Source organism: Mesorhizobium sp. M0802 (assembly GCF_040320115.1).
In the GTDB taxonomy this organism is placed as follows: domain Bacteria; phylum Pseudomonadota; class Alphaproteobacteria; order Rhizobiales; family Rhizobiaceae; genus Mesorhizobium.
Map to the genome: position 1 here is coordinate 348,851 of NZ_JAMYOY010000001.1, position 15,093 is coordinate 363,943.

Below are 15,093 nucleotides of genomic sequence, written 5' to 3' on the forward strand. Positions count from 1 at the left end.
GCCTGGCTGCACGAGATGAGCCACTCGGTCGGTAGGCGCTGGGCTGATTGGCGGCAAGCCGGCAGGCGCAAAATATCCGGCCTTGTGGTCGTGCTCCTGCTGCTCGCTTGCCATTTGGCTTTTGACGGGCCGTTGTCGCGCCTGCGTGAGCGGACGTACGACTTCTATCAGTTTCTCGCCCCACGCCAGGCGACGAGCAATCCTGTCGTGATCGTCTCGATAGACGACGCCAGCCTCAAGGCACATGGGCGATGGCCCTGGAACCGTGGCCTCTTGGCCGATCTGGTCGATGGCATCACGCAATCCGGCGCGGCGGTGGTCGGGCTTGCGCTGGTACTCCCCGAGGCTGACACCTCGCCTGAGGGCATCGCCGGAGACAAGCGCCTGGCAGCGGCGCTGTCCAAAAATCGAACGGCGCTTGCCGTCAGCCTGGGCAATGAAGTGACGGTTTCAGAAGCAGAACCCAAAGCCGGCTGGTCGATCGTCGGGCAAGTACCCGATACACTTCCCGGCTTCACCGGTCTTACCGGCTCGCTTGCCGAATTCTCGAACGCCGCCGCAGGCCTTGGCGTGATTCGCACCTTGCCCGATCCCGACGGCGTACTGCGCCATGTGCCGCTGCTCTGGCTTCGCAACACCCCTCAACGCGCGCAGCTGTGGCCGTCTTTCGCACTCGAGCTCCTGCGCCTTTACGCTGGACAGGACGGTTACACAGCCCGGATGAATGCAGCCGGGTTCGACGCACTCAGGATGGCAGGCGCCATTGTGCCGCTCGAGCCGGAGGGGAGCATCCGCCTCTGGGAAACCGCCACGGACACGCCTCGCCTGTCTGCCAGCACTATCCTTTCGGGCCATCGCGATCCGCGGCTGCGGGACGCCATCGCCATTGTCGACCTGTCGGCTGTGGGCCTGACGCAGTACCTGCCCACGCCGACGAGTCCAGCGCGACCAGGAGCGGAGATCCACGCCGATGCGATCGGCCAGATGCTTGCCGGGCGATTCCTGGCAGAGCCAGCGCACGCGCGTATGCTCGAGCGGCTCTGGTTTCTCCTCAGTGCCGTCGTTTTCATCGGGCTTTCTGGAGTGCTCGCCGGGCGTGTCGTGCTTGGCGCCGTCTCCCTGGCGCTGCTGGCCGTCACGCCGTTCGTGTTCGGCGCTCTTGAGTACAGCCTGCAGGGTGCACTCTATGACCCGCTGCAGCCGGCGCTTGCAACCATCATGGTTGCGGGCTTCGAAGGCTATGTCCTCTACAGGCGCAGCGAGCAGCGCCGGTCCACCCTGACGCGACAGTTCTCCCAATATCTGTCGCCCTCCGTGGTGCAGCGCCTCGCAAGCTCGGACACCGAGGCAATCCTGTCCGGCGAGAAGCGCGAGATCACAATTTTGATCAGCGACATACGTGGCTTCACGACCATGAGCGAACAGCTCGACACCCAAGAGATCGCCAAGGTGGTCAACCATTTCCTCGGCATTGCGACCGATGAGATCCTCAAGCGCGACGGCACCATCGACAAGTTCATGGGCGATGCGGTGCTGGCCTTCTGGAACGCACCGCTAGATCAACCCGATCATCGTGAGCGTGCGCTCGACGCGGGCCTTGCCCTTATCGAGCGGGTAAGGCGCGAAGACTCCGCCTTCACCGCGGATGGCCATCGCTCCATCGAAATCGGCGTCGCCATCGAGACCGGCATCTGCTCGGTAGGCAATTTCGGCTCCGAACGGCGCTTCGATTACACCGCGATCGGCTCCCCCGTGAACCGCGCGGCACGGCTCGAATCGACGACCAAGAAGCTGGGCATCCCCCTGGTGCTTGGACCCGGCTTTGCGGCAGCAGCATCGATGCCGGTCGTCCAGGCGGGCGCCTTTGAGCTCCAGGGTTTCAAGGGCGAGGTGCCGGTTTTCACCGTTCCGGAGATGCAAGCTGCTCAACAAGGTATGAGCCGCGAAGTAGAGAGCCAACGTGGTGAGCAATCTGGCGCCCCCGCCATGGTGGTTGGTTCGCTGCCATCCGTGCAAATGGCGCCGCTTGATGTTGCACCCCGAACCCGAAGCACGCGCTGATCGGCCAACGGGTCGCAGGATGCGATTGTCACGGGCACAGACGGACATCTTGTTTCGGCGACCATCGAGGGATGCGACGGCTTGCGTCACTCGTCCTTGAAAGTCACCTTCATATGTTTTTGGACCATCGAGGCGAGGTCCTCGGCATCCCAGTTCGTGAGCCTGATGCAGCCGTGAGAGAAGGTCTTCCCGATCTTGCCGGGTTCGGGCGTGCCGTGAATGCCGTAGCTTTCGATGGAGAGGTCGATCCAGATTGATCCCACGGGATTGTTAGGGCCGGCAGCAATGGTGAAGGGCCGCTTGGTTTTGACTCCCTTGAATGCAAAATCGGGATCGTAGTGATAGGTCGGGTTGTGCACCACCCTTTGGATCTCTGCCTGCCCACTTGGTGCCGGCTTCTCGTCGCTCCCGATCGACGCAGGGTAGACGGCAAGCGCTTTATTGGAGGGGTCGAGCACGCGCACCTGATGAGCGCCTTTGTCGACTTCGACGCCGGCAATGGTGGCGGGAGGTTCACCCCGGCCAACATCTGGTACCAGCAGCGTGGTTCCAGCTTTCCTGAATCCGGTGCCTGGGTTTAGCCTCCTGAGCAATGGTTCGCTCACATGGAAGCGCTCCGCCAGCTTCTCGATCGAGTCGTGATAGCCAAGCCTTCTCAGGCGAGCCATCCTCTCCATGCGCCCCGGAATGCGTTTGGTGAAGGGGCCGCGTACATCTTTGCGGGTCAGTTCATAGGTGATCAGAGCTGGGCTGGTGGAGGTTGCCATCAGCTTGTCCCAGGTCGCCTGGGTGAGCTTGCCATCTGGGGCCAGTCCGTTCGACGCCTGGAAGGCCTTGACCGCCTTGGCGAAGTTCTCTCCAAGGCGGCCGTCGATGAGCCCCGGTGAGAAGCGCGCACGATCCAAAAAAATTTGCGCCTTCAGCACGGCAGGATCGAGCCCTTTCGGATCGCCGGCGGAGAATTGCGCCTGATTTACCGCGGCTAGGTCCAGCTTGGCCGCCTCCGTCCCGCCGCATGCGAAGGCGAGTGCAATGGCGAGGAGGAGAAGGAGCCTGATCATCGATGTCACTCCTTGCGTTAAATCGCACCTGATCTGCTTCTATGACGCGCTGTGGCAGATCTGGTTCCATTCGCCGGTAGGAGGATCCTAGGCAACCTGCCTTACGCTGCCGACCGGTCCGAGACGTTCGATGCCCGTGACTTGCCCCTCACGAGAGGCGTTGCTGGCCGCGCAGATTGGCAGTGTAAAAATGGTCTGGCCATGTTGACGTGAGCTTCTACCTTCAAACTGCCCACTACCTGGACCGGCAGTCAAATGGTCTCAGGGCAGCAAGTGAGGAGATGCGCTGGGAACCGGCTCGTCGGGCGGGTATTCTATTGATCTTCGGTATCGATAGATCCATGTTCCGTCGTCACTGTGATCGCGTTGTCGCCCGCGATTGCTCTAGCGTATTCGAAGCGCTCCAACTTCTGTTCTGCCGATAGGCCTTTGAACATCGCGGTGGCCGAGTTCGTGATTTTGAAGTCGCCGCAACTCGGACAGCGAAACTCCCGGATGTCACCAACTGTCTCCGAATTAACGAGCGCCTGCTCATCTGTAATCGGGCAAATTGCGGCCATCCAAGCCATCGTGGTCCTCCGTCCTAAGGCCGTCCTCGATTACCCAAAAGGCATCGTCGAGTGCAAAATCCATTTCTGCCGACGCTCACCCCACCTGGAGTACTCCACCGAGTAGATTGCGCTCTCCACTCTCCAACCCGGAATGTGGATTAAAGCCAGTTCCTCGGCGAGCGATTTGCTGGTCAGCGGTAGGCGCTCTCGCTCTGGAGCCTCTCCCAAGCGATCGGAGATGTTCATGTAGCGTCGGGCAGGACCGAAGGGCCGGAACGTGGCGTTTTCATCTCTTCGGCAATCACCAGTAGCGCCTCCAGAGCGACGGCGATCCCCGACATCAGCGTACTTATGTCTGCGTTGCCGCCGAGCGTCGAAAGTTCGGCCGCTCGCGTTTGCATGCTTTGGCTCAGCTCTTGTAACTTCAGGCGCAGCTCGTCATCCATGTATGTTCTCCAAGCTTGACGCTGGAGGAACGCGCCTGCTTACAACCCGTTCCGCCGGTGGCCGCAGAGAACCAGAGACACCGCAGATGCTACAACTTGCGCTGTGGCGGCGCTTAGGATGGGCGGTGGATTGAGCCTCAGCGACTGACCGTCGGCAAATAGCGGATGCTTCAGTCTCGAAAAGGTGCTGGACGGCTCGATATGCACCGCCCCTTGGCCCTGGGTGCTGGTCCCATGCACAGTAAGGCCGTGCAAGTGCGCGCGGCCTCTGGGCTCAACATTCCAGTCGTCATGGTCCAAAGTTGTCCCAAGGTGGGTTCTCACCGAAGTGGGCGGCGAGAAGCGTCACGAAGCTTTGAACTTTGGCGGAAAGATGCCTTCTTGACGGGTACATCGCGTAGATCGACCGGCTTACCGGCTTGAACTGGGGCATCACTGTCTCCAGTTGGCCCGAACGAATGGCTTCTCCAACAAGGAAAGTGGGGCAAAGTACTATGCCTGCTCCACCCAGCGCCGCATCGCGCAGGAGCTGCCCGTTCGTTGCCGTCATCCGTGCAGTGATTTTTACCGCCACTTCCCCCTTTGGTCCGTCGAACCGCCATTTTCCGCGGCTGGCGCGCAACGCGTAGTCCAGACAATCATGGTCGTGGAGATCCGACGGCTTTGTGGGACGCCCGCGTCTGTCCAGATAGTCGCGCGAAGCGCAGACCACCTCGCGTGAGGGCGCGATTCGGCGAGCAACCAGATTGGAAACCGTGAGTGGAGCGATGCGTACCGCGACATCCAAGCCCTCTTCCACGATATCAACCACACGGTCGTCCAACACCAACTCAACCGACACCTCCGGATAGACCGCGAGATATTCTGCAACGACTCTCCCAAGGTGCATCGCGCCGAAGGAGATCGGCGCGCTGACACGCAGTGAGCCGGTCGGACGTGTCTTGCTCTCGGCCGCGCTCGTACGAACTTCCTCGACATCCTCGATTATGCGCAGACTGCGCTCGTAGACGGAGGCGCCGACCTCTGTCAGGCTGATGCGCCGGGTCGTCCGGTTGAGAAGGCGTGCGCCAAGCCACTCTTCCAGCATTTGGACATGCTTGCTCACGGCCGCTGGCGATAGTCGCATCCGCTTGGCCGCTCCAGCGAAGCTGCCTTCACCGACGACGTTGGCAAACACGGTCATGCTGGTCAGCCGGTCCAACTGCAATCACCTCTTTCATTCACGTTTCGTGAGTTCACCATCCATATTTCCCTCGATTATCAATCCACAGTGGACAGATTATCTGAAGCCAGGCCGGGATCAATTGCCCGATCCGTCTCTCTAACATTTGCCCGAAACGTCGGCGTCGAGTGCCTTCTCGCGGGCTGGAGGTGATCATGTCTCTGACCAAAGCAGCCCTTCAGGAGAAACAGGGAGCCACTGTTCGCATGTGGCTCTCCGTGCTCACCGTATCGCTGGGTATTTTTTCGATGATCACTGCGGAGCAACTCCCTGTGGGGCTGATTCCGGCAATTTCTTCCGAGTTGAATGTCTCTATTGGGAGTGGCGGTCTCACGGTGACGATACCCGGCGTAATTGCGGCGTTCGCTTCTATCGGTTTGCCGTTGGCAGTGGGGAGGCTCGACCGGCGTATTCTGATGGCGGGCCTGCTCGCGGTAATGGCTGCGGCGAGCGTGATTTCAGCGCTCGCAACGAACTTTCCCGTTCTGCTTGCGTCCAGGCTGCTCGTCGGGATCACCATCGGTGGCTTTTGGGCGATAGCCGGGAGCATCGCAGTACGCCTTGTTCCTGGACCCTCCGTGCCGCGCGCCATGACTATTGTCTTCGGCGGTGTAAGTGCCGCTGCGGTGCTGGGCGTGCCGGCCGGCACGATCATCGGTGATCTAGTCGGCTGGCGCGGCGCGTTCTGGTCTCTCGCCGGCCTGAGCTTTGCCATACTGCTCGCCGCCCTGCTTGTGCTTCCGAAGCTGGAGGCGGCGCAGCCTGTGGAGGTGAAAGCCCTGCGTGCGCAATTGCGCAATCCCGCCCTCCTGTCGGGCGTGGTTGCGACCGCACTGCTGGTGGCTGCCCACTACGGTGCCTACACTTTCGTGAGCCCGGTGTTGCTGGAGGTCTCGGGCGTCACTGCAGGGAGCATAGGTTGGTTACTGTTGGGGTATGGCATTCTCGGAATGATTGGCAACGCCGTCGCAGGCGTCTGGGCCGCCAAATCCGTCGGTCGCACATTGGCCTGCATCGTCATTGGGCTCGGCGCCACGCTGGCTCTCTTCCCGTTGCTCGGGGTCACGCCGCTCACAGGAACCATCCTGCTGCTGGTGTGGGGCTTCGCGTATGGCGCGGCGCCCATCACGCTGCAGACGTGGGTGCTGAGTGCAGCACCAGAAAGCGCGGAGACCGCGACGGCCATCTACTGCTTCACTTTCAATCTTGCCATCTCCGTGGGTACCCTAGCGACCAGTCAGATCGTCGACACGATGGGCGTGAACAGGGTCCTCTGGGTCGACTCCGCCATCATCCTGCTGGTGCTGCTGCCGGTGTGCCGCGCACCCATGCTTAACCGGAACATCGGAAACTCGTAGACAGCAAGCCATCCTGTGCCGCCCATCCGACAATGATGTGATAGGTTGAAGTAGATCTTCGTTTCCTCTGTCTTGAAAGTCACGCGCGTCACATCAAACGCGGGTTCCGCCGCACCGTGCGGGTGCCGATGCTTTGCGCCCCCGGAGGACAACTGGCTACTTGAAAAAGGACTTGATCCCCTCGTCGATATGTGTGCTGATATGAGATCGATCTCATGCCGCGCTCTCAATTGCTATTTCTCTACGGGAGCGCGCTCTGGGAAGCATGTCTGAATAACGATGAAGAGGGAGGTTCAAGTGAGGAAATTGATCGCGTGGCTGGCCTTGGCCACTACCACGCTCGCGTTCGCGTCTGCGGCGTCGGCGGGTGAAACCATCGACCGGGTTACCTCGAAGAAGGCAATGGTGGTCGCCACAAACAGCGGTTGGCCGCCGCAGAGTTTCCTCGACGACAGCAATCAGTTGGTCGGCTTCGACATCGACGTCTCGAAAGAGATCGCAAGGCGCCTCGGTGTCGAGGTCAGTTTCGACACGCCGGACTGGGCGACGATGACGGGCGGCCATTGGCAGGGACGCTACGATCTGGGTGTCGGCTCGGTGACGCCGACCAAAGCGCGGGCCAAGGTGATCGATTTCGAAGGTATCTATTATTATAGCCCCTACGTTTACGTGGTTCACAAGGACAGCCCGGCCAAATCGGTCGCCGACCTGAACGGTAAGATCATCGGCGTCGAGACCGCCACCACGTCGGAGGATTTCATCCGCAGACAACTCGAGATCGATGCTCCCGGCCTGCCGCCCATCGAATACAAGCTGGAGCCCGGTGAGATAAGGACTTTCGCCGACTCAATGCTGCCGTTCGACGATTTGAGGCTCGGCGACGGCGTGCGCCTCAACGCGGTCATCGCACCAGAACAGACGGCTCAGAACGCGATAAAGAACGGCTACCCGTTGCGTGTCCTGGAAGGCGGCTATGCCTTCCGTGAGCCGCTGGTGGTGATCGCGGAAAAAGGTGATGCCGAGTGGAATGCCAAGATCGGCGGCATTCTCGACGAGATGAAGAAGGACGGTACCCTCGCGAAACTGACCACCAAGTGGTACGGCAAGGATTACAGCGCCGACTGAGGAGCGTCGTGGATAAAGCGTGAGCGGGATGCATTCAATTGAACATCCCGCTCCATCTGTTTTTGTTTCAGCCGCATTTCCACGACACCGGGCGGCTCCGCCTGCCTGCAAAATGCTCTAGTGCCGCCACCTCATCGTATTGATCATGACATGTCCTGACACCTATTACCGACGCACGCTTGCTGACAACACCATCAGACCGCCGCTGAGCGGCGTTTCCGAGTGCGAGACAGTCGTTGTCGGCGGCGGACTGGCCGGCCTGACGACGGCGTTGCAGCTGGCTCGCGCCGGCCAGCAGGTCGTCGTGCTTGAGGCGCAGCGGATAGGCTTCGGCGCTTCCGGTCGCAATGGCGGCTTCGTCAATCCCGGTTTCGCCACCGGCACCGACCACATCGCCGCGATGGCCGGCGTCGACGCGGCACAAAAACTGCACCGCCTGTCCATCGAAGGCGTCGACTTCGTGCGGCAGACGATCCGCGATCTCGACATCAAGGCGGCAGAGCCGCGCTCCGGTATATTGAGCGTGCTTCGCCACGATGGCGGCGCCGCGCTCAAGGCATATGCAGAGCAACTGGCGCGGGATTTCGACTATCGGCTCGACTATCTCGATCGCGACCGGGTGCGAGCGGTGCTGCATTCCGATCGCTACCACCAAGGATTGCGCGATCCCAGCGCCTTCCACATGCATCCGCTTAACTATCTGCGCGCCGTTGCTGGCGAGATCGAGCGGCTGGGCGGCAGGATATACGAGAGAACGGCTGCCGTTGAAGCCAACCTTGACGGCGCCGAAAAGATCTTGCGTACCGACGGCGGCGAAGTGCGCGCCCGCCAGGCCGTGGTTGCCACCGGCGGATATACGGGGCCACTGGTCGGCCGGCTGCAGCGGGCATTCCTGCCTATCGCCACTTACGTTATGGTGAGCGAGGAGGCGCCTGACCTCATCGCCAAGGCGATTACGACGACCGACGCCGTCGGCGATAACCGTCGCGCAGGCGATTATTACCGCGTTGTCGAAGACGGCAGGCGGCTGCTCTGGGGAGGGCGCATCACCACCCGGGCAGCCTCATCGGGCGTGTTGGCGAGGCAATTGCGCCGTGAGATGGTCACCACTTATCCGCAGCTCGAACACCTCAAGACCGAACTCGCCTGGTCCGGGCTCATGTCTTATGCCCGACACATGATGCCCCAGATAGGCCCGTTGCAGCCGGGCGTCTGGTACCTCACGGCTTTTGGTGGCCATGGCATCAACACCACGGCGATCGCCGGCAAGTTGATCGCCGAAGCCATACTGGGACAATCGGACCACTACCGGCTGTTCGCACCATTCGGCCTTGCCTGGGCGGGCGGCCCGGCTGGACTTGCGGTTGCGCAACTCACCTACTGGAAGCTGCAGGCGCAGGATTGGTGGCGCGAGCGGGCCCGCTGACCGCAGGGAGATCGAAGACGTGATCGGCCGACTATTGCTCAACCACCCGGACGCGGCGCGCCGCGTTGGCGTGTTCTTCGTGCTCGCCGCCATCGCCGCCGGCCTGTATGGGCTCGGCATCAAAGCCAGTTGGCTCGGCAAGCTCGTTCCGTGGTCCGTCGAGTGGCTCGCCGCCAACCCGGACGTCGGGCGGGCGGTCTCGGCGGTGCTGATCGCATTGATCTTGGTGGCGAACTGGAACGCGCTGCGGTATCTCAGCCGCAAACAGCAGATTGTGGCAGTCTGGATAGAGCTGTTCGTGTTGCTAATGTTGTTTTTCTATTCCTTCGACTTGTCCTTCGCGTTCATCGCCAAGAAGATCGGCTTCCTCGTCTCGAAGGGTGTGGTGACGACCCTCTACATTTCGGCCGTTTCGATCGCCATTGCCACCCTCATCGCCTTCGTTGGCGCCATCGCCAAACTTTCCCGCAATGGCGTGGTCTATGGCTTGGCGACCTTCTATACCTCTCTGTTTCGTGGCTTGCCGTTGCTGATGCAGATCTACATCATCTATCTCGGCCTGCCGCAGATTGGCTACGTGATCGGCGCCGTGCCGGCCGGTATCATGGCGCTGTCGCTCTGCTACGGCGCGTACATGACCGAGATCTTCCGGGCCGGCATCGAAAGCATCTCGCGCGGCCAGACCGAGGGTGCTACGGCACTCGGCCTTAGCGCTAACCAGACGATGTTCCTGGTCATCCTGCCGCAGGCGATGCGGGTCATCGTGCCGCCGACCGGCAACCAGTTCATCGCGATGCTGAAGGATTCTTCGCTGGTCTCGGTGGTCGGGGTCTGGGAGATCATGTATCTCGCACGCACGCAGGGCCAGACCGAGTTCCGCCACATCGAGATGCTCATCACCGCCTCGATGATCTATTGGCTGCTCTCGATGGGGCTCGAGTTCCTGCAGTCGCGGATCGAAGACCGGTTCGGGCGCTCACTCAAGCGCTGATCGTCATCCGTGATTTTCGCCAAAGCGAGTTGCACAGCACCGCAACAGCCAGCTTCGGAGAGCAGCTGCAGATTGTACGCCACAGCACGCCGTTCGGCGACGCCGTCAAGGGTGAATCAACCCGGTATTTCATCGGCTTAGCCTGATCGGAGGGCAGAATAGAGCAAGTGCTGGACGAGCATGTTCGTTGGCCGACTGCCCGGCAACTTCGACCGATTGCTGGATTTCACCCGCGCCAACAAATCGATAAAATCAAGGACTTTAACATATCCTCCGGGCCAACCATTATCGCTATGTATCGATGGTAGCCGAGTTCGCCACGTGGTTCGCCAATACGTTTGCCAGGCAGTGGTTTGCGCGTTACCAGCCGCACGACTGGGTCCCTGCCCTGCACAGCCAAACGCACCGGCGTCGCTTCCCGGGAATAAAGCTCGGCATGGTGTTTCGTTCCCTTGAAGTGGGCGTGTTTGGGGGAAGACCGTAGTCGGCGCGTTCGCGCCCGATGGAATTTTCGAAGAGTTGTTTCCAACGGCGGGAACGAACCAAACTTCCATGCATTTAGCTCTGGCTTCGTTCATTCACTCTTTCTTCTGGGAGCTGGACCATTGTCATCCGGAGGCTATCTCTTGGCCGACCAACAAACCAATGACGTTTCCATCGTTGATCTGATACCTGCCCTGCGGGCTTTCGCGCGCACCTTCTGCCGCGTTCCAGACGATGCCGACGATCTGGTGCAGGAAACGTTGACCAAAGGGCTCGCCAACATCGACAAGTTCGAACCCGGTACACGCATGAAGTCGTGGCTCTTCACCATCATGCGCAACACCTACTACACCCGGATCAAGATCGCTGCACGGGAAGCGCCAGGCCTTCTCGACTGCGCGTCTTCAAGACCGATTTCGGAAGCTACCCAGGAATGGACCGTTCAGAGCAAGGAAGTTCACGGCGCCATCCAAAAGCTGCCCGAACATCAGCGCGAGGTGCTGATGCTGATTGGCGTCTTAGGAGTGGGCTACGAGGAAACGGCCGAAATCTGCGGCTGCGCGGTAGGGACGGTCAAGAGCCGGCTGAACCGTGCCCGCGCCAACATCCTTGAGCTACTCGGGGAGAGCTCGTTGCAGACATTGATAGAAAGGCGAAATCAGCTGTCGGATGGTCAGCTCGATATAGAGGTCGACAGCCGCAGATAATCAGCTCTTCACGTCTCGCCGACGCTTCTCGACGAGAGCATTTTGCAATTCGATCGCCAGCTTGGATAGGCGGTCTGGTATCTCTTCCTGCTCTATGGCGGCCAGCAGGGAAGCAATCTCCCGATCCACTGCCATCTCGACAAGCAGATCCGTGGTATCGTCGCTCGAAGAGACATCACGTTCTCTTGATAGCATCCCTAGATCCAAGTCTGGTGATGAGCGCTCGACACTACAAGGCGTTGTCGACCGCCGAGAGGCTCACCGGCGGCCCTTGCACAGTTTTTCCTCCGTGCCGCGGCAAGACGCGGCGCGGTGGCGTCAGTCCTTCAGCAACCGGTTTGCGGCGTGATCCTGAAATTGATCGGACTTGATTCGATTGCCGTCCAGCCCGCGCTCTCGGCCATGTTGCTTCGTGTCGCGGTTGGACAAAACCGCGTTTTCCTCGATCTTGTCCTTGTCCAAGGTGGTCATTGCGCCGGCGCCGGCACCTTTGCCTTGGCTGCCTTGGCCGAAATGCTTTTTGCCGCCGGATGCCATGATCTCCTCCTTCGAATCCAGGACACCGATCGGTGCCGACGCCCGAACCGGCATCGCGCTGTAATGTTCCGTCTCACCCAGCAAGCAAGAAGGCGTCGCCATCCCATGACCGAAACGGCTTCTCGCCGTCGATGACGACCCGCAATTGGTGAGCTTGCGCAAGACGGCCGATGTCGGCCCGGTCCAAAGAAAGCGATCCGCGATAAGAATAGTTCAGCAATGCGAGCCGGCCCGGCCGTTTGAGAACGCGCGCAATTTCATCGAAAAGCCGCTCAGCCATGCCGGCTAAAACCAGGTAGGGAAAGCTGTCGACCGCCAACACGCAATCGAAACTGTCGTCGTCGAAGTCGGCCAGATCGAGACCGGAGGTTTGGCGCAGTTCGACATTGCTGAGCGCTGCGCATTGCTCGGAGGCGATAGAGATCATCCGCGATGATATGTCGATGCCGACCATCCGCTTGAAGGAATTGGACAGCGCGCGCTCGAAACGTCCGATGCCGCAACCGATGTCGAGAATGTCCCGTTGAATTCCGGTGAATTCTCGCGCCTCGAGCCATTCAACGATTTCGTCGGTCATGGCTGTCAGCCGCTCGTCATCGCCAAGGGATCCTAACTGGACACTTGCCGCGGTCGAAATTGCTGCCGCGGCATCAAAACTCGAGGCCAGCCTCCTGACCACGGCGATATCCGTCTCGCCGTTACCGCGTTCATGCCGAACGGCGCCGCCTGTCGCTCGCAAAGTGGCAAGGACGCCCGGTTTGTGGCGCAGCAGTCCAGCGACCTTTCGCAGTCTTTCAGCATCGCCGGTATCCGCCGGACGGACTTTCAGCACGACCTCCGCCAATTCCGCCGCTTCAATTGTGGGCGGCAGGTGAAGCGCCAGCCTGACGAGAACAGCTTCGGCGCAGGCACCATCGGCCACACAACCTTCGATCGCCCGTCTGACCGATGTCCGGCGCTGCGCGTGCACACTCATGACATCAACTCCGCGTCCAGATCCTCCGCATCGTCCACCTGTCGACGGCGCCCCAGCCATATTTGTAGGCTTCCTGGCCGCGCAGGAAGTCGAACTCGCGCGCATCCTCGCGGATCGACTCCGCGATCGCGTGGCCGATCAGGATCGCACCTGGGCTCTCCTCGGCATAAGCAGGATCGAGGCCGCCGAGATAGGCATAGGCGCGGCCGCGGTGGTGAAATCCGTAATAGGCGGCGACAGTCGTGCCATCGATCGCGAGCAACCAGCAGCGGACCAGACCGTGAGCATCGAGCAAGGGAAGTGAAAGCCCATGGAACTGCTGCACGGCGGGGTCGGCCAAGACACCACCTCCATGTCCAACCCAGCGCGCATGGTGCAGACGGATCAATTGGTTCAGGAAGTTCTGATCACCCCGGGCTGACGCCAACACGAGCCGGCCGCGTCTGGACGCCGCTTGGCGCGCCCGGCGCAACTGGCGCCTGCGCCGAGCGGGAACGCAGCCGGCCAACGTTTCGTCGCCGGCAACAGCAAGCACGGGGCAGGCTGCATGAATTACCGGCCTCTCGACCGTTAAACCGGGATGCGCGATCGTAAGACCGGTACTGTTTTGCGGCAGATCAGACAAGATCCATTGTGACCACCCGACCGAGCAGATCGTTTCGGCAATGGTGGCGACAACCGCCGCCTCGATATCCCGGACAGCCAGGATGTCCAGATAATCGCTGAGCGAAATACCGACCGGAAGCAGCTTCGAACCGGCCGTTCCATGATCGAGATAGAGTGGCGCCAGCCCGACCAGATCGCCGCCACGCCAGACCGCGACTGTCGCCAGTTCACCGGGTGCGAATGCGCGCCACCATGGCACCAGCCAAGCGGGGGATTGGAACGGCGTCGCAGAGGAGCTCTGCTCCCATAGTTTCCACCAGTGCGGCGTCAAGGCATCGAATTTTACGGGGTCATCGATGATTTCGCTGCGCAACACTGCTTTTCTCACGGTGCCGCTGCGAAGCGCCGGCAATCTGTGCCAAGTTGTGCCAGCGCCTGATAGGCAGCCATATACGACGAGATCATCCGTTCCAGCGAAAACCGCCGTCGCGCTTCAACCCGGCACGCCTCGGCGTCCAGGCTGGGCGCCGCAAGAATGGCTTGGGCCATCTCGTCGACTGTGTTGACGAGAAAGCCCGTCCTGCCGTGCTCGATGACATCCGCAAGCGCACCATTCGGGAATGCGACCACCGGGGTACCGCAGGCGAGGGCCTCCATGGCGACAAGCGAGCTTGTCTCGGCGGCGAGGCTTGGAATGACCAGACAGCGGGCTGCGTTGAGAAAGCGCCTCTTGGCGTTAAAACCGAGCGGGCCCAGGAAGCGGCGGCGAGCATCAAGACGGGATTGGACCTCGTCGCGAAAGTAGCGCGTATGTGTTTCGTAGGGATAGACCTTGCCGCCGATGACCAGGGGCACGCCCGCCTGTTTGGCCGCGTCCAGGGCCAGGTGAATGCCCTTTTCCGGGCAGACCCGGCTGAGAACCAGGGCAAAGTCTCGCTTCGGCTGCACCAGGCTCAGTGCTTCGATGTCAACGCCGTTGGGAATCGGCGCCACCAGTCTGGCCCCTGGTGGCGCCGTTTGCTGCTGGGTGGGCGAGACCGCATGGAGCCACAGGTCGTCGCGCGTCGGTCGCAGAGCCTCGGCCGGATACCAGTCCAAGGGCAGGTGGAGGCTCACCAGGGTCGGACCATCGTCGGGCAAATAGGCATGAAAATCGATGCCGTGCAGATGAACCACATCGATCGGCCATCGGGCGCGGGCAGCGGCGATCGCTTTGCGATGAGCCTGCTGCGCGCGGCTCTTCGCCGCCTCGTCGAGCACGCCGTTTTCAGCCGGTATTTCCACAAGGGTACCGCTCGCGCTGGAGCCGCGGCAGCCAATGACGATAGAGCGGTGGCCGGCGCGAACCAGCTCCCGATCGAGCATCGACAGAACCTGTTCGGCACCGCCGACAGCATCGGGTCCGACGGGTGCGAGAGGGTAGGCGACATTGAGGACAGTGAGCGCCGCGGCTGGTTGCGCCTCGGTCCCGTATGCCGCACCACCTGTCGATGATGCCGCTAATTCGTCCAATGTGTCAGGCGTCTGATGCATTGGCAGCATG

15 protein-coding genes are annotated in these 15,093 nt (G+C 61.0%); 6 read left to right on the plus strand and 9 right to left on the minus strand.

The genetic code is table 11. The features are described 5' to 3' along the window. Window positions 1-15: 15 nt before the first annotated feature. Window positions 16-2,061 (plus strand): CHASE2 domain-containing protein, encoded by a 2,046-nt coding sequence (locus NKI10_RS01685; RefSeq protein WP_352858189.1) that lies wholly within the window; start codon window positions 16-18, stop codon window positions 2,059-2,061. Between the two features lie 86 nt (window positions 2,062-2,147). On the opposite strand, the gene NKI10_RS01690 is transcribed toward NKI10_RS01685, so the two are convergent. The 4 genes from NKI10_RS01690 to NKI10_RS01705 all read right to left on the minus strand — a co-directional run bounded on the left by NKI10_RS01690 (window position 2,148) and on the right by NKI10_RS01705 (window position 5,320). Beyond that, window positions 2,148-3,122, minus strand: a complete 975-nt coding sequence (locus NKI10_RS01690) for a L,D-transpeptidase family protein (RefSeq protein WP_352858192.1) — start codon at window positions 3,120-3,122, stop codon at window positions 2,148-2,150. A gap of 314 nt (window positions 3,123-3,436) precedes the next feature. Then, window positions 3,437-3,691 (minus strand): hypothetical protein, encoded by a 255-nt coding sequence (locus NKI10_RS01695; protein WP_023699977.1) that lies wholly within the window; start codon window positions 3,689-3,691, stop codon window positions 3,437-3,439. A gap of 224 nt (window positions 3,692-3,915) precedes the next feature. Continuing rightward, a complete protein-coding gene (locus NKI10_RS01700; protein WP_023741853.1) occupies window positions 3,916-4,119 on the minus strand; it encodes a hypothetical protein in 204 nt (67 codons plus the stop codon). A gap of 289 nt (window positions 4,120-4,408) precedes the next feature. Further along, complete coding sequence (locus NKI10_RS01705; protein WP_031199539.1) at window positions 4,409-5,320, minus strand: LysR family transcriptional regulator; 912 nt, start codon at window positions 5,318-5,320, stop codon at window positions 4,409-4,411. Between the two features lie 176 nt (window positions 5,321-5,496). On the opposite strand from NKI10_RS01705, the gene NKI10_RS01710 reads away from it, so the two are divergent. The 5 genes from NKI10_RS01710 to NKI10_RS01730 all read left to right on the plus strand — a co-directional run bounded on the left by NKI10_RS01710 (window position 5,497) and on the right by NKI10_RS01730 (window position 11,431). Then, a complete protein-coding gene (locus tag NKI10_RS01710; RefSeq protein WP_023687782.1) occupies window positions 5,497-6,699 on the plus strand; it encodes an MFS transporter in 1,203 nt (400 codons plus the stop codon). A gap of 297 nt (window positions 6,700-6,996) precedes the next feature. Next, window positions 6,997-7,824 carry a transporter substrate-binding domain-containing protein gene (locus NKI10_RS01715; RefSeq protein ID WP_023736090.1) on the plus strand — a complete coding sequence of 276 codons (828 nt, stop codon included), beginning with the start codon at window positions 6,997-6,999 and terminating at the stop codon, window positions 7,822-7,824. A gap of 145 nt (window positions 7,825-7,969) precedes the next feature. Then, the gene (locus tag NKI10_RS01720; RefSeq protein WP_352858195.1) at window positions 7,970-9,250 is read left to right on the plus strand and encodes an NAD(P)/FAD-dependent oxidoreductase; all 1,281 of its coding nucleotides are present in this window, start codon (window positions 7,970-7,972) and stop codon (window positions 9,248-9,250) included. A 19-nt stretch (window positions 9,251-9,269) separates the two neighbouring features. After that, window positions 9,270-10,241, plus strand: coding sequence for an amino acid ABC transporter permease (locus NKI10_RS01725; RefSeq protein WP_352858197.1), 972 nt, complete (start codon window positions 9,270-9,272; stop codon window positions 10,239-10,241). Window positions 10,242-10,867: 626 nt separating this feature from the next. Then, window positions 10,868-11,431: a sigma-70 family RNA polymerase sigma factor gene (locus NKI10_RS01730; RefSeq protein ID WP_023667968.1), complete on the plus strand. Its 564-nt coding sequence runs from the start codon at window positions 10,868-10,870 to the stop codon at window positions 11,429-11,431. Here NKI10_RS01730 and NKI10_RS01735 read toward each other — a convergent pair whose 3' ends face one another. From NKI10_RS01735 to NKI10_RS01755, 5 genes are all read right to left on the minus strand, one after another. Continuing rightward, entirely contained in the window at window positions 11,432-11,626 is a 195-nt protein-coding gene (locus tag NKI10_RS01735) for a hypothetical protein (protein ID WP_352858200.1), read from the minus strand. Window positions 11,627-11,749: 123 nt separating this feature from the next. After that, entirely contained in the window at window positions 11,750-12,130 is a 381-nt protein-coding gene (locus NKI10_RS30895; protein WP_502897530.1) for a hypothetical protein, read from the minus strand. After that, on the minus strand, window positions 12,042-12,890 hold the full coding sequence (locus NKI10_RS01745; protein WP_352858206.1) for a class I SAM-dependent methyltransferase: 849 nt from the start codon (window positions 12,888-12,890) through the stop codon (window positions 12,042-12,044). The genes NKI10_RS30895 and NKI10_RS01745 overlap by 89 nt, the downstream gene beginning before the upstream one ends. 58 nt (window positions 12,891-12,948) lie before the next feature. Then, window positions 12,949-13,926, minus strand: a complete 978-nt coding sequence (locus NKI10_RS01750; protein WP_352858209.1) for a GNAT family N-acetyltransferase — start codon at window positions 13,924-13,926, stop codon at window positions 12,949-12,951. 8 nt (window positions 13,927-13,934) lie between these two features. Then, window positions 13,935-15,092 (minus strand): glycosyltransferase, encoded by a 1,158-nt coding sequence (locus NKI10_RS01755; RefSeq protein WP_023704590.1) that lies wholly within the window; start codon window positions 15,090-15,092, stop codon window positions 13,935-13,937. Window position 15,093: the final 1 nt, after the last annotated feature.

Bases quoted from the DNA above. Each gene is read 5' to 3' on its own strand.
- NKI10_RS01695 (WP_023699977.1), bottom strand. From the start codon at position 3,691: ATGGCTTGGATGGCCGCAATTTGCCCGATTACAGATGAGCAGGCGCTC.
- NKI10_RS01735 (WP_352858200.1), bottom strand. From the start codon at position 11,626: ATGCTATCAAGAGAACGTGATGTCTCTTCGAGCGACGATACCACGGAT.
- NKI10_RS01710 (WP_023687782.1), top strand. From the start codon at position 5,497: ATGTCTCTGACCAAAGCAGCCCTTCAGGAGAAACAGGGAGCCACTGTT.
- NKI10_RS01685 (WP_352858189.1), top strand. From the start codon at position 16: ATGAGCCACTCGGTCGGTAGGCGCTGGGCTGATTGGCGGCAAGCCGGC.
- NKI10_RS01720 (WP_352858195.1), top strand. From the start codon at position 7,970: ATGACATGTCCTGACACCTATTACCGACGCACGCTTGCTGACAACACC.
- NKI10_RS01755 (WP_023704590.1), bottom strand. From the start codon at position 15,092: ATGCTGCCAATGCATCAGACGCCTGACACATTGGACGAATTAGCGGCA.
- NKI10_RS01690 (WP_352858192.1), bottom strand. From the start codon at position 3,122: ATGATCAGGCTCCTTCTCCTCCTCGCCATTGCACTCGCCTTCGCATGC.
- NKI10_RS01700 (WP_023741853.1), bottom strand. From the start codon at position 4,119: ATGGATGACGAGCTGCGCCTGAAGTTACAAGAGCTGAGCCAAAGCATG.